The organism is Sphingopyxis sp. LARHCG72 (assembly GCF_052871675.1).
Genome location: NZ_JBIXJU010000010.1, coordinates 101,101 through 115,921, shown reverse-complemented (window position 1 = coordinate 115,921; position 14,821 = coordinate 101,101). Strand labels below are relative to the sequence as shown.

Below are 14,821 nucleotides of genomic sequence, written 5' to 3'. Positions count from 1 at the left end.
ACGGACGATGACTTCTCTCTGGTTCGAACGCGCATGGATCGGCAGCGAATGGAAAAAGGACGTGCGCCTGCGCATCGCGGACGGCCGGATTGCGAAGGTCGAGGTCGGGGTCGAGGCGGCGGAGGGCGATGATCGCCACCGCATCGGCCTGCCCGGGCTGTGCAACGTCCATAGCCACGGTTTCCAGCGCGGGATGGCGGGGCTTTCGGAGCGCCGCAGCCGTCCCGACGACAATTTCTGGAGCTGGCGCGAGATCATGTACCGCTTCCTCGACCGGCTGACGCCGGAGGATGTCGTGGCGATCACCGCGCAGGCCTATGCCGAGATGCTCGAAACGGGTTTCACGCGCGTCGGCGAGTTTCACTATCTGCATCACGATCCGGCGGGCGCCACCTATGCCGACCCGGCCGAGATGGCGGGGGCGATTGCGCAGGCGAGCGCCGCGACCGGGATCGGCCTGACGCTGCTTCCCGTCTTCTACGCGCACGGCAATTTCGGCGCGGCGCCGCCGAGCCCCGGGCAGCGGCGGTTCCTCAATGACATCGACGGCTTTGCCAAGCTTCTCGGCGCTTCGCGGTCGAAGCTGTCGGGCGATGCCAATATGGGGGTGGCGCCGCATTCGCTGCGCGCCGTCACGCCCGAAGAGTTGACCGCATTGCTCGCCATGTCGCCGACGGGTCCGGTGCATATCCACGCCGCCGAGCAGGTGAAGGAGGTCGCCGATTGCGTTGCCTGGAGCGGCGCGCGGCCGGTCGAATGGCTGCTCGACAATGCCGGGGTCGACGGACGCTGGTGCCTGATCCACTCGACGCATCTCGACCAAGCCGAAGTGGTGCGGCTCGCCGCGAGCGGCGCGGTCGCGGGGCTGTGCCCGATCACCGAAGGCAATCTGGGCGACGGCATTTTTCCCGCAGTCGACTATCTTGCCGCGGGCGGGCGCTTCGGAATCGGTACCGACAGCAACATCCTCGTCGACGCAGCGCAGGAACTGCGCGCGCTCGAATATTCGCAGCGCCTGGCGCACCGCGCGCGCGCGCTCCTGGCGCGCGAGGATGTGCCGTTCGTCGGGACGAACCTGTTCGGATATGCGGTGCAGGGCGGCGCGCAGGCGCTCGGCGTGTCCGCGGGGCTCGCCGTCGGCCATGCCGCCGACATCGTGTCGCTCGACCTCGATCATCCCGCCTTTGCCGGCACCGACGAGGCGACCTTGCTCGACCGCTGGATTTTCGCGGCGCGCGCGGGGGCGATCGACGGCGTGTGGCGCGCGGGCGTGAAGCGCGTCGAGAAGGGGCGCCATATCGAGGCCGAACCCATCGCCGCCTCCTATCGTGCGTGCGTTGCGCGGTTGCTCGCGTGAACCCCGCACGGCGCATCCGCGAAGAGATCGCCGCGTCGATCCAGTCGGGCGAGTGGCGCCCCGGCGACCGCGTGCCGACCGAGCAGGAGCTCGCGGCGCGCTACGGCTGCGCGCGCGCGACGGTGAGCAAGGCGCTCGGCGAACTCGCCGCGTCGGGGCTGGTCGAACGGCGCCGCAAGGCGGGGACCTTCGTTGCGCATCCGCCTGTCCATTCGGCGGTGATGACGGTGCCCGACCTTGCCGAGTTGATCGCGGCGCGCGGCGAGGCCTATCGCTGGGAACTCGCGTCGCTCGAAACCGCCGACGCGGGTGATGACCTGCTTGCCGGACCGGCGCTGCGCATCGAGGGCGTGCACCTCGCGGCGGGCGAGCCCTTCGCGCTCGAACGGCGGTTCATCGCGCTCGGCGAGGTGCCCGCGGCGGCGGACGCCGACTTTGCAAAAGAGGCGCCGGGAACCTGGCTGCTCGGCCATATCCCGTGGACGCAGGCGCGGCACGTGATCCGCGCGGTGAACCCGGCGCGCAAGGAAGCGGCGCTGCTGGGGATCGGTCCCGGCGCCGCGTGCCTCGAACTCGACCGCACGACATGGCGCGCGGGCCGCGTCGTCACGCATGTCCGGCAATTGTTTCGCGGCGACCGTTTCGACCTTGTAGCCGAATTCAACGCGGGGCCGTGACGGCGCCGTTCCCGTGGGGAACCATGGGCACGATGCGCAGCATCGCGATGGCCGCGATTACCCATGCGGCGGCCGCGAAGCCCATCGTATAGACGGGCTCGCCGGGGAAGAGCGCTTTCATCACTTGCCCCATCACCGTCGCGACCAGCAGCTGCGGCACGACGACGAAGATGTTGAACAGCCCCATATAGATGCCGAGCTTCGCCTGCGGCAGGTTCGAGGCGAGGATCGCGTAGGGCATGGCGAGGATCGAAGCCCAGGCGATACCGATCGCGATTTCGGACACGAGCAGTGCTTGCGGGTCGCGCAGGAAAAGGAAGCTCGCGAACCCGGCTGCGCCGACGAGCAGGCAGATCATGTGCGTGCGCGCCTGCCCGACGCGCCGCGACAGCCATGGGAGCAGGGTGAGCGCGGCGATCGCCGCGACGGCGTTATAGGCGGCGAACAGGACGCCGACCCAGTTTCCCGCCGCCTGATAGGCGGACGACGCGGGATCGCTGCTGCCGAACATATATTGCGCGACGACGGGGGTGGTGTTGATCCACATGATGAACAGCGCCGACCAGCTGAAGAACTGGACCAGCGCGAGCTTCTTCATCACCGGGGGCATCCCGGCGAAATCGCCGACGATATGCGCGAGCATGTTGTTGCTGCGCCCCGCGCGGGCGAGCGCGATCGCGGTCGCGCTGGCGAGGCCATAGCCCGCGACGAGCGCGGCGAGCAGGTACATCTCCTTTTCGAGGCCGAACTCGGCGACGAGGACGGCGATGGCAAGGCCGGCGGCTGCCCATATCGCGCTGCCCGTGAAGCCGCGCGCGGCGAGCAGGCGGAGCGTGTCGGGGCCGTCGGCGACGGCATCGCTCTCGGCGAAGGCCGCCATCTCTTCGGGCGAATATTCGCGCGTCGTGAGCACGGTCCACAGCACCGAGAGGAAGAAGACGAGGCCGCCGGCCCAGAAGCTGTAGCGCACGGTGTCGGGGATGACGCCCGGCGGCGCGGTGTTCGCGACGCCGAACTGGTCGAGCAGCCAGGGGAAGGCCGATCCCACGACCGCGCCGACGCCGATGAAGAAGGTCTGCACCGCATAGCCGATGCTGTGCTGGTCGCGGCGCAGCATGTCGCCGACAAAGGCGCGAAACGGCTCCATCGAGACATTGATCGACGCGTCGAGCACCCAGAGCATCAGCACCGAAAACCAGAGCACCGAGGATTCGGGCATGATGAACAGCGCGAGCGCGGCGAGGATCGCGCCGGCGAGGAAATAGGGGCGACGCCGCCCGAGCCGTCCGAGCCAGGTGCGGTCGGACATATGGCCGATGATCGGCTGGACGAGCAGGCCGGTGAGCGGCGCGGCGATCCAGAGTGCAGGCAGCGTTTCGAGTTCGGCGCCGAGCGTCTGGAATATGCGGCTCATATTCGCATTTTGCAGCGCGAAGCCGATCTGGATTCCCAGAAAGCCGAAGCTGATGTTCCACAGGCCCCGAAAGCCCTGCCTCGGCTTTTCCATATCACTCTCCCCGGCGGCCGCTGATGCGGCTCGCGCGCCGCGACGATTGCAGCGCGGGGGAGCGAGGGCAAGCCGCGCGGCGGGTGCGTATACGAATACGTTAAACCGCGGTGCTTTGCCGTTTGATCAGCCGCGTCGGCAGCACGGCGCGTTCGACGGGCAGGTCGTCGAGGCGGCGAAGCAGCGCGTCGACAAGCAGTTCGCCCGCGCTCTTCATGTCCTGCATCACGGTGGTCAGCGTTGGCGAGGTGAGGTTGGCGGCGGGGATATCGTCGAAGCCGATGATCGCGACATCGTGCGGCAGGCGCAGCCCCGCCTCGGTCAACGCGCGCATCGCGCCGATCGCGATCAGGTCGCTGGCGGCGAATATGGCGTCGAAGGACCGTCCGCTCGCGAGCAGCGCGCGCGCCGCGGCGTGGCCCGATTCTTCGGACGACACCGCGTCGCGTTGCAGTGCGGGGTCGGGCGACAGCCCCGCCGCTTCCATCGCGCGGCACAGCCCGGCGTAGCGATCCTGGAACTCGGGCGCATGGTCCGATGCGTCGCCAAGGAAGGCGATGGTGCGCCGCCCGATCTCGATCAGGTGCCGGCCCGCCTGCATCCCCGCGCCGACATTGTCCGACCCGACCGTCAGCCCGATGCTGTCGTCCGACACCGATCCCCAGCGCACGAACTTCGTGTCCATTTCGACCAGATGCTCGAGCTTTGAGCGGTAAAGCTGGTAATCGCCATAGCCGAGCAGGATGATGCCGTCGGAGCGGTGGCTGTCCTGATAGGCGACGTGCCAGTCATTGTGCATCTGCTGGAAACTGATGAGCAGGTCATAGCCGCGCAGCGCGCATTGGCGCGTGATCGACCCGAGCATCGACAGGAAGAAGGGGTTGATCATCGACTGGTCGGGAGTCGGGTCCTCGAAGAAGAGCAGGGCGAGTGTGTGGGTGCGCTGCGAGCGCAGGCTCGAGGCGTTCTTGTCGACGGTGTAGTTGAGTTCGCGCGCGATCCGTTCGATGTTCGCGCGCGTCGCCGCGCTCACCGATTTGCTGCCGCGCAGCGCGCGCGACACGGTGGGCTGCGAGACGCCCGCCAGATAGGCGATATCGAAGCTCGTCGGCTTGGATGAGGGCTGGCGCCCCATGCTCGTCTCCCGGTCATGGCGGCCTTGTCGCTGGCGGCTGCCTTGCTGCGAGCCTAGCGATTGGTCCGGTCGATGCCAAGAATTTGCATCGGGCCCGATGCCGCGGCGTCGGGCGCAAAAGCGTGACATTTCGGCGACAGCGCGGTCCACTGCATATTATGCGTATACGTATACCCTATGGCGGCGCGGCGTGATTGGTTTCAATTGCGAGGCTCAAGATGGGTAAAGCCCACGTGCCGGAGAGGAGCCTGACGGACGCCCCGCGTCCCCCTCCCGGTGCATGGGTCAAGACCGCCCGTCCGTGCCAGGGGAGCCACTATGACCATGCCGACCAGCCTTCGCCGCGGTGCCAGCGCCATCGCGCTCGGCCTTGCCTTGACCGCTTTCATGCCCGGCGCCGCGATGGCGCAAGACGCCGGCACCGCCCCCGTCGATGAGGCACCGGCCGAAGGCGAAATCGTCGTCAGCGGCATTCGGAGCGCGATCAACAATTCGGTCCAGGCGAAGAAGAACAGCACCTCGATCGTCGAGGTCGTCTCGGCGGAAGACATCGGCAAGCTGCCCGACCTGTCGATCGCCGAATCGCTGTCGCGCCTGCCGGGCCTTGCGACGCAGCGCCTCGACGGGCGCGCCAACGTCGTGTCGATCCGCGGCCTCGCGCCCGATTTCACCACCACGCTGCTCAACGGCCGCGAACAGGTTTCGGCGAGCAACAACCGCGGCGTCGAGCTCGATCAATATCCGTCCGAACTGCTCAACGGTGCTATCGTCTACAAGACGCCCGATGCGTCGCTGATCGGGCAGGCGCTCGGCGGCACGATCGACATGCGCACGGTGCGCCCGCTCGCTTATGGCAAGCGCACGATTGCGGCGGGTGCGCGCTTCGAGGTCAACGACCTCGGCAAGCTCAACCCCGACATCTCGAACAAAGGCTACCGCGCCAACATCTCCTATATCGACCAGAATGCCGACGGCACGCTCGGCTGGGCGATTGGTTATGCGCGGATGCAGTCGCCGACCGCCGAGGAACGCTTCAACGCATGGGGTTATCCCGAGGCGACCGACGGGACGAACACCGCCTTCATCATCGGCGGCGCCAAGCCCTATGTGAAGTCGAACGAGCTCAAGCGCGACGGCGTGATGGCGGTCGTCGAATGGGAGCCGAGCGACAAGTTCCACACGACGATCGACGGCTATTGGTCGAAGTTCAAGGACGAGCAGCGGCTGCGCGGCATCGAATTCCCGCTCTTCTGGGGCAATTCGACCCTCCAGCCCGGCTTTACCATCGAAGACGGCCTCGTGACCAAGGGTGTCTGGACGGGCACCGAAGCGGTGATGCGCAACGACGTCGTCCATCGCAATTCAACGATCGTCGCGGGCGGCTGGAACACGCAGTTCAAGCCCAATGAGAGGCTGACGCTCGAACTCGATCTTGGCTATTCGCGGATCAAGAAGACCGAGGAAAATCTCGAAATCTATCTCGGCACCGGCCGCGGCGCCGGCGTCGGTGCGCGTGAAACCGCGCTGGGGTTCGAGATGCGCCCGAACGGTGGGATCATGTTCGACCCGTCGCTCGACTATGCCGATCCCAATCTGTTCGTGATCACCGATCCGCAGGGGTGGAACAGCTGCGGCGGTGCGGTTCCCAACTGCCAGGACGGCTTCGTCAACACCCCGCGCGTCAAGGACCAACTGAAGTCGTTGCGCCTGCAAGCGACGCAGGAACTCGACGGCGTACTCAGCAGCGTGCGCGTCGGTGCCAATTATTCGGACCGCAAGAAGAGCCTCGACGACCGCGGCTTCGTGCTGACGAGCAAGAATTATCCGGCGAACACCGCGGTACCGGCCGACTATCTTTACGATCCGGTATCGCTCGATTTCATCGGCATCCCCGGCATGGTCGCGTTCGACAGCTGGCGCTTCTACAATGACGGCAACTACACGCTGACCGACGGCGCGGGCTTCGATCCGGCGCGTGTCTTCAACGATTATACGATCCGCGAAAAGGTGCTGACCGGCTTCGTGCAGGCGAATTTCGACGCCGACGCGGGCAGCACGCCGATCCGCGGCAATGTCGGCGTCCAGATCGTGCATTCGGACCAGACGGGGTCGAGCTTCTATGCGCAGGTCGTCGGCGGGGTGACCCAGTCGACGCCGGTCGTCGATGGCGACAAATATACCGACATCCTGCCGAGCCTGAACCTGTCGGTCGAATTCGCCGACAACACCTTCCTGCGCTTCGGCGCGGCGCGGATGCTGGCGCGGGCGCGCATGGACCAGCTGAAGCCCGGTGGCGGCGTCAATTTCGACACGTCGAAGCGCAACAACACCGACGTCAACGCGTCGCCCTGGTCGCTCGATCTCGGCAATGCGAAGCTGCGTCCGCTGATGGCCGACACGGTCGACGTGGGGCTCGAGAAATATTTCGGGCAGGGCGGCTATGTCTCGATCGGTGGCTTCTACAAATATCTCGAAAATTACATCTATCGCCAGGTCAATCCGTTCGACTTCTCGGACTTCGAGGTTCCTGACGGCGGAACGGTCGGCACGCGCGCAGGTCTCAGCAAGCAGTGGCTGAACGGCAACGCCGGCCGCGTCTATGGCGCCGAAGCGTCCTTCTCGCTGCCCTTCGCCAACTTCACGCAGGCGCTCGACGGCTTCGGGGTGCTCGGCAGCGCCTCCTACACCAAGAGCCGCGTACGCGAAGGCGGGGATGCCGCGATTTCGATGCCCGGCCTGTCGAAATGGGTCGTCAACGGAACCGCCTATTTCGAAAAGGACGGCTTCCAGGTGCGTGCATCGGGTCGCTATCGTTCGAAGTTCCTTGCCGAGGTTTCGACGATCAGCCTCGCGCGCGACATGTTCATGGCGAAGAGCGAGTTCGTGGTCGACGCGCAGGTCGGCTATACCTTCCAGAGCGGGGCGCTCGAAGGACTGGGCATCCTGCTCCAGGCGTCGAACCTCACGAACGAGCCCTTCGTGACCTATTACAACAACGACCCGCGCCAGATCCGCGACTATCAGAATTATGGTCGCAACTTCATGGCGGGTATCACTTACAAGTTCTGACCTGACGGGCGGGCCGGCCGGCGAGTCCGGTCCGTCCGCCGCCACCGGCGCCGGACAAAGGGGAGTGAACAGGGTGGGCGACAGTCGCATCACGAAGGTCGTCATCGTCGGTGGCGGAACCGCGGGCTGGATGGCCGCCGCGGCGCTGTCGCGGACGATGGACAACCTCCAGGTCCGGCTGGTCGAAAGCGACGAGATCGGCACCGTCGGGGTCGGCGAGGCGACGATCCCCGCGATCCGCCTGTTCAACGCGCTGATCGGTATCGACGAGAATGAGTTCCTTCGCGAAACGCGCGGCACGTTCAAGCTCGGCATCCAGTTCCACGACTGGGGCCGGATCGGCGACATCTATATGCACGCCTTCGGGCAGATCGGGCAGAGCCTCGGCATGCTGCCGTTCCAGCAATATTGGCTTCGCGGCCGGAACGAAGGCGTTGCGGGGCGGCTCGGCGACTATTCGCTGAACGAAAGTGCGGGGCGCCACAACCGCTTCGCGCGGTTGCCGCAGATCCCGAACACGAACCTCGACGGCATCGCCTATGCCTTTCATTTCGACGCGGCGCTCTATGCCGCCTATCTTCGGCGGATCGCCGAAGGCGCGGGCGTCGAGCGCACCGAAGGCAAGATCGCCGACGTCCGCCGGAACGGCGAAAGCGGGCATGTCGAAGCCGTCGTGCTGGAAGATGGTACGGCGATCGAAGGCGAACTCTTCATCGACTGCTCGGGCTTTCGCGCACTGCTGATCGAGGAGGCGCTCGAAACCGGGTTCGAAGACTGGACGCACTGGCTTCCCTGCGACCGCGCGATCGCGGTGCCGAGCGAAAATGCGGGTCCGGCGCGGCCCTATACGCAGGCGATCGCGCACAAGGCCGGCTGGCAATGGCGCATCCCGCTCCAGCACCGGACGGGTAACGGCCATGTCTTTTGCAGTGACTTCATCAGCGAGGATGAGGCGACCGCGGTGCTGCTGGAAAATGTCGAGGGCCGCCCGCTCGCCGAACCGCGGACGCTGCGTTTCCGCACCGGGATGCGCAAGCAGGCGTGGAACTTCAATGTCGTCGCGCTCGGCCTTGCCTCGGGTTTCCTCGAGCCGCTCGAATCGACGAGCATCCACCTGATCCAGAATGGCATCGCGAAGCTGCTCGCGCATTTTCCGGGGCGCGATTTCGATGCCGCGAACATCGACGCCTATAATGCCCGCGTCCGCTTCGATTATGAACGCATCCGCGACTTCGTCATCCTCCACTATCATGCAAATGAGCGGACCGACTCGTCCTTCTGGATCCGCTGCCGCGAGATGGCGATCCCCGATACGCTGGCGCAGAAGATCGCGCTGTTCCGCAGTCAGGGCCAGATCGTTCGCGAAGCCGACGAACTGTTCGTCGAAATCGGCTGGTTCCAGGTGCTCACCGGCCAGAATATCGCGCCGCGCGGCCATCACCCGATGGCCGACCAGCTGGCCCGCGACGAACTGGCAGGCTTTTTCGCCGACATCGAAACGATCGTTGCGCGCACCGCGTCGCAGCTGCCCGCCCACGAGGATTTTATCGCGCAGCATTGCGCGGCAGGAGTGCCCGCATGAGCCTTTTGGCATCGATTATCGCGCTGACCCTCGGCGGCGCCGCGCCGGCCGGCGATTACCGCCAGCGGCCGCCCGAAGACGAGGTAATCTATTTCGTCCTTCCCGACCGTTTCGAGAATGGCGATCCGAAGAATGACCGGGGCGGGCTGAAGGGCGACCGGCTCGCGACGGGTTATGACCCATCCGCCAAGGGCTTTTTCCATGGCGGGGATCTCGCGGGCCTCACGAAGCGGCTCGATTATATCGAGGGGCTGGGGGTCACCGCGATCTGGTTCGCGCCGATCTTCAAGAACAAGCCGGTGCAGGGAGCGAAAGGTGACGAGAGCGCGGGCTATCACGGCTATTGGGTCACCGATTTCACGGCTGTAGACCCGCATTTCGGTACCAACGCCGAATTCAAGGCGTTCGTCGATGCCGCGCACGCGCGGGGGATGAAGGTCTATATGGACATCATCGCCAACCACACCGCCGACGTCATCACCTACAAAGAGGGCGCGGCGGAAGGCTTCCGCTATCGCAGCCTAGCCGACTATCCCACTTCGCGGCGCGGCGGCGTGAACGGCGCGCCGATCAATCCGGGTTTCGCAGGCGATCATGTTGCCGACGCCGGCAACTGGCAGAAACTGACCGATCCGGCTTTTGCCTATACGCCCGTCGTGTCGAAGGGCGAGGAACGGGTGAAGGTGCCCGCCTGGCTCAACGACCCGATTTACTATCACAACCGCGGCAACAGCGACTGGGTCGGCGAATCGTCGCTCTATGGCGACTTCGCCGGTCTCGACGATCTCGCAACCGAAAACCCGCGCGTCGTGCAGGGCTTCATCGACATCTATGGCCGCTGGATCGACGAATTCGGGATCGACGGTTTCCGCATCGACACCGCCAAGCATGTGAACCCCGAATTCTGGCAGGCGTTCGTGCCCGCGATGCTGGCGCGCGCGAAGGCGCGCGGTATCCCGAATTTCCATATCTTCGGCGAAGTCTATGTCGATGCGGTCGATCCGGGCGCGCTCGCCTGGTATACGCACGCGGCGGGGCTGCCCGCGGTGCTCGACTTCGGTTTTGCGCGTGCCGCGATCGATGCGGTGAGCGGGACGAAGGGCACCGACCAGTTCGCGAAGCTGTTCGACGGCGACGCGCTCTACAAGGGCGGAGCAGGCGCGGCGCAGGAGCTTCCGACCTTCCTCGGCAACCATGACATGGGCCGTTTTGCGATGTTTGTTAAACAGGCGAACCTGGGGGCGAGCGAACCCGAACTGCTTCATCGGGTGATGCTCGGCCATTCGATGCTGCTGACGCTGCGCGGCGTCCCGACGATCTATTATGGCGACGAGCAGGGCTTCGTCTCCGACGACAAGGACCAGCTCGCGCGCGAGGACATGTTCGCGTCGAAGGTCGCCGCCTATAACGACAATGACCTGATCGGCAGCGATGCGACGACGGCGACCGCCAATTTCGACCCCGCGCATCCGCTCTATCGCCATATTGCCGCTCTGTCCGAAATCCGCCGCAAGACCCCCGCGCTGACGCGCGGCGCCACGAAGGTTCGCGCATTCTCCGACAAGCCCGGCCTGCTCGCGGTGTCGCGTTTCGACCCCGACACCGGGCGCGAGGTGCTGCTTGCGTTCAACACGTCAGCGGCGCCGCTGTCGGCCCAAATTGCCATCGATATGAAAAGCGCGGGCTTTACTGCGCTCCATGGCGATTGCCCGGCAAGCCCCACCGCGCCGGGCAGCATCCATCTTTCCCTCCCCGCCTTTGGCACCGCCATCTGCCAGGCCAGCGAATAAGCGAAAGCACGCGTGACCACGACCAGCCCCCTCGTTCAGGACCAGACCGCAACCAGCCCCGCCGCCCCGTGGTGGAAAGGCGCGGCAATCTATCAGATCTATCCGCGCAGCTTCGCCGATTCGAACGGCGACGGCATCGGCGACCTCGCCGGCATCACCGCGCGGCTCGACCATATCGCCTCGCTCGGCGTCGACGCGATCTGGCTATCGCCCTTCTATCCGTCGCCGATGGACGATTTCGGCTACGACATCGCCGATTATTGCGGGGTCGACCCGATCTTCGGGACGCTTGCCGATTTCGATGCGCTGGTCGAGAAAGCCCACAGGCTGGGGCTGAAGGTCACGACCGACCTCGTCTTTGCGCACACCTCCGACCAGCATCCCTGGTTCGCCGAGAGCCGCGCGGGCAAGCATGGCGACAAGGCCGACTGGTACGTCTGGGCCGATGCAAAGCCCGACGGATCGCCGCCGACCAACTGGCAGTCGGTGTTCGGCGGCCCCGCGTGGACGTGGGACGCGCGGCGCGGCCAATATTATCTGCACAATTTCCTCAGCACCCAGCCGCAGCTCAACGTCCATAATCGTGCAGTGCAGGATGCGTTGCTCGACGTCGTGCGCTTCTGGCTCGACCGCGGCGTCGACGGCTTCCGCATCGATGCGATCAACTTTTCGATGCATGATCCCGAACTCCGCGACAATCCGCCCGCGCCGCCGTCGAACAAGGTGCGGACTCGGCCGTTCGACTTCCAGCAGAAGATCTACAACCAGTCGCACCCCGACATCCCGCTGTTCCTCGAACGCATCCGCGCGCTGACCGATCAATATCCCGGCCGCTTTACCGTTGCCGAAGTCGGCGGCGACGATGCGCTGCGCGAGATGAAGAGCTTCACCGAGGGGGAAGGGCGGCTCAACAGCGCCTATGGCTTCAACTTCCTCTACGCCGACCGCCTGACGCCGAAGCTGGTGCGCGAGGCGGCCGATGCGTGGCCCGACGCGCCGGGCACGGGCTGGCCGAGCTGGGCGTTCGAGAATCACGATGCGCCGCGCGCGGTGTCGCGCTGGACCCCTGAGAGTGTCGACCGCCAAGCCTTTGCGCGGATGAAGATGGCGCTGCTGTGTGCGCTGCGCGGCAGCATCATCCTCTATAATGGCGAGGAGCTGGGGCTGGGGCAGGTCGATATCCCGTTCGAGCTGGTGAAGGACCCCGAAGCGCTCAAGAACTGGCCGCTCACGCTGTCGCGCGACGGCGCGCGGACGCCGTTGCCGTGGGTCGCGGGCGCGGCGCATGCCGGTTTCTCCGACGCCGATCCGTGGCTGCCGCTCGGGCCCGACCATGCGGCGCTCGCGGTCGACCGGCAGGGCGCCGACCCGCAATCGATGCTTGTCCACACGCGGCGACTGATTGCGCTGCGCGACGCGAACCCGGCGTTGCGACAGGGCGCGAACGCGCGCTGGGTGACCGAGGGCGATCTGCTCGGCTTCGACCGGGTGACGGGCGGCCAGCATATCCGTTGCCTCTTCAATTTCGGCGCGGCGCCGGTGGCTATCGCTGCGCACACGGCCGGCGGTGCGGCGATGCTGACGGTGAACGGCGCTGACATGGAACAATTGCCGCCGGCGGGTGCGCTGTGGCTCGATATGAAAGAAACGAACGATGCGTAACCTGTTGCTCCTCGCCGCCGCCGTCGCGGCCCCTGCAGCGGCGCAGGAGGCGCCGACGACCGCGACTTCGCCCGACGGGTCGATGACGCTCACCGTTGCGACCGACAATGATCAGCGCCCGACCTGGTCGCTGTCGCGCAAGGGCAAGCTGCTGATCGCGCCGTCGAAGCTCGGTTTCATCCTGACCGACCGCATCGGCCTCCAGCGCGGCTTCGCGATCGAAAGTGTCGAGCACGCGAAGGGCGACGCGCGGTGGGAACTGCCGTGGGGCGAGCGCCGCTTCGTCCGCGACCATCATAACGAGCTGCTGGTCCGTTTCCGCCAGAACGAAAGCTGGGGTGGGCATCTGATGAATGTTCGCTTCCGCCTGTTCGACGACGGCATCGGCTTTCGCTACGAACTTCCCGAACAGCCGGGGCTGAAGACCGCGAAGATCGCCGACGAATTCACCGAGTTCGACATCGCGCCGAAGGGCACCGCATGGTGGATCCCCGGCGGCGAATGGAACCGCTACGAGCAGGTCTATCAGGAAACCCCGATCGACGCGGTCGCGACCGCACACACGCCGATCACGATGCGGCTCGACGACGGGACGCACCTCGCGTTCCACGAGGCGGCGCTCGTCGATTATTCGGGCATGTGGCTGAAACGCGCCGAGGGGCAGAAGTTCCGTGCGACGCTGTCGCCCTCGTCGCGCGGGCCGCGCGTGGTGCGCGACCTGCCGTTCGCGACGCCCTGGCGCACGATTCGCATCGCCGACGACGCGGCGGGGCTGGTCGAAAGCGACCTCGAACTCAACCTCAACGAACCGAACAAGCTCGGCGATGTCAGCTGGTTCAAGCCGATGAAATATGTCGGGATCTGGTGGGGGATGATCCGCGGCGACTGGAGCTGGGCCGAAGGGCCGAAGCATGGCGCGACGACCGAGCGGACCAAGGCGACGATCGATTTCGCTGCCAAGCATGGCTTCGGCGGGGTGCTGGTCGAGGGATGGAACAAGGGCTGGAACGGCAACTGGTTCGGCCATGGCGACGAATACAGCTTCACCGAAGCGACCCCCGATTTCGACCTGAAGGCGGTCACCGATTATGCGCGAAAGAAGCACGTCCAGCTGATCGGGCATCATGAAACCGGCGGCAATATCGCGGTTTATGAAGCGCAGCTCGACGATGCGATGAAGCTCTACGGCCAGCTCGGCGTCGGGACGGTCAAGACGGGCTATGTCGCCGACGCGGGCGGGATCATCGCCCCGGGCGATGCGCCGGGGGAGACGCGCATGGAGTGGCACGACGGCCAGCGCCAGGTGCAGCACCATCTGAAGGTGGTCGAGACCGCGGCGAAATATCATGTCGCGGTCAACGCGCACGAACCGGTTAAGGATACGGGGCTTCGTCGTACATATCCGAACTGGGTCGCACGCGAAGGCGCGCGCGGCATGGAATATAACGCGTGGGGCGCCTTCGCGAACGGACCCGAGCATGACCCGACGCTCGTTTACACGCGGATGCTGTCGGGGCCGATGGATTTCACCCCCGGGGTGCTGAGCCTCGAGGGCGCGAACAAGGCGCCGCTCGCCTCGACGCTGGCCAAGCAGCTCGGGCTCTACCTCGCCATCTATTCACCGATCCAGATGGCGGCCGATTTTCCCGAGACGCTGGAAAAATATCCGCGCGAGCTGGAGTTCATCAAGCAGGTCCCCGCCGACTGGGCCGAGAGCAAGCTGATCGCGGGCGCGGTCGGCGACTATGCGATCTTTGCGCGCAAGGATCGCGCGAGCGCCGACTGGTATGTCGGCGGCGTCAATGACGGTACTGCGCGGACGCTGACCCTCAGCTTCGATTTCCTCGAACCGGGCAAGACCTACAGCGCGACGATCTACAAGGATGGCGAGGGCGCGACCTATCTGACCGAGGCGCGGCACCGGATCGCCTATGCGACGATCAAGGTGAAGAAGGGCGATAGCTACAAATTGTGGCTCGCGCCGGGCGGCGGTGCGGCGATGCGGCTCGCGGCGGCCCGATAGGGTTCGCTTCGGGAAGGCC

At 65.7% G+C, this 14,821-nt stretch carries 9 protein-coding genes; 7 read left to right on the top strand and 2 right to left on the bottom strand.

Annotated features, from left to right (window positions below):
* The first annotated feature begins 7 nt into the window (after positions 1-7).
* Together ACIPPQ_RS19340 and ACIPPQ_RS19335 are read left to right on the top strand one after the other, a co-directional pair.
* On the top strand, positions 8-1,357 hold the full coding sequence (locus ACIPPQ_RS19340; protein WP_446545681.1) for a formimidoylglutamate deiminase: 1,350 nt from the start codon (positions 8-10) through the stop codon (positions 1,355-1,357).
* Complete coding sequence (locus ACIPPQ_RS19335) at positions 1,354-2,034, top strand: UTRA domain-containing protein (protein ID WP_446545680.1); 681 nt, start codon at positions 1,354-1,356, stop codon at positions 2,032-2,034. Before ACIPPQ_RS19340 ends, ACIPPQ_RS19335 begins: the two co-directional genes overlap by 4 nt.
* Here ACIPPQ_RS19335 and ACIPPQ_RS19330 read toward each other — a convergent pair.
* Positions 2,018-3,541 carry an MFS transporter gene (locus tag ACIPPQ_RS19330; protein ID WP_446545679.1) on the bottom strand — a complete coding sequence of 508 codons (1,524 nt, stop codon included), beginning with the start codon at positions 3,539-3,541 and terminating at the stop codon, positions 2,018-2,020. The two genes, ACIPPQ_RS19335 and ACIPPQ_RS19330, sit on opposite strands and share 17 nt — an antisense overlap.
* 100 nt (positions 3,542-3,641) lie before the next feature.
* Positions 3,642-4,676, bottom strand: a complete 1,035-nt coding sequence (locus ACIPPQ_RS19325; RefSeq protein ID WP_446545678.1) for a LacI family DNA-binding transcriptional regulator — start codon at positions 4,674-4,676, stop codon at positions 3,642-3,644.
* Between the two features lie 318 nt (positions 4,677-4,994).
* On the opposite strand from ACIPPQ_RS19325, the gene ACIPPQ_RS19320 reads away from it, so the two are divergent.
* The 5 genes from ACIPPQ_RS19320 (at position 4,995) to ACIPPQ_RS19300 (ending at position 14,802) form a co-directional block, all read left to right on the top strand.
* Entirely contained in the window at positions 4,995-7,745 is a 2,751-nt protein-coding gene (locus ACIPPQ_RS19320) for a TonB-dependent receptor (protein ID WP_446545677.1), read from the top strand.
* Positions 7,746-7,818: 73 nt separating this feature from the next.
* The gene (locus ACIPPQ_RS19315) at positions 7,819-9,327 is read left to right on the top strand and encodes a tryptophan halogenase family protein (protein WP_446545676.1); all 1,509 of its coding nucleotides are present in this window, start codon (positions 7,819-7,821) and stop codon (positions 9,325-9,327) included.
* Positions 9,324-11,117 carry an alpha-amylase family glycosyl hydrolase gene (locus ACIPPQ_RS19310; protein ID WP_446545675.1) on the top strand — a complete coding sequence of 598 codons (1,794 nt, stop codon included), beginning with the start codon at positions 9,324-9,326 and terminating at the stop codon, positions 11,115-11,117. Before ACIPPQ_RS19315 ends, ACIPPQ_RS19310 begins: the two co-directional genes overlap by 4 nt.
* 12 nt (positions 11,118-11,129) lie before the next feature.
* Positions 11,130-12,779 carry an alpha-amylase family glycosyl hydrolase gene (locus tag ACIPPQ_RS19305; protein WP_446545674.1) on the top strand — a complete coding sequence of 550 codons (1,650 nt, stop codon included), beginning with the start codon at positions 11,130-11,132 and terminating at the stop codon, positions 12,777-12,779.
* Positions 12,772-14,802, top strand: a complete 2,031-nt coding sequence (locus tag ACIPPQ_RS19300; RefSeq protein WP_446545673.1) for a glycoside hydrolase family 97 protein — start codon at positions 12,772-12,774, stop codon at positions 14,800-14,802. Before ACIPPQ_RS19305 ends, ACIPPQ_RS19300 begins: the two co-directional genes overlap by 8 nt.
* The last annotated feature ends 19 nt before the right edge of the window (positions 14,803-14,821 follow it).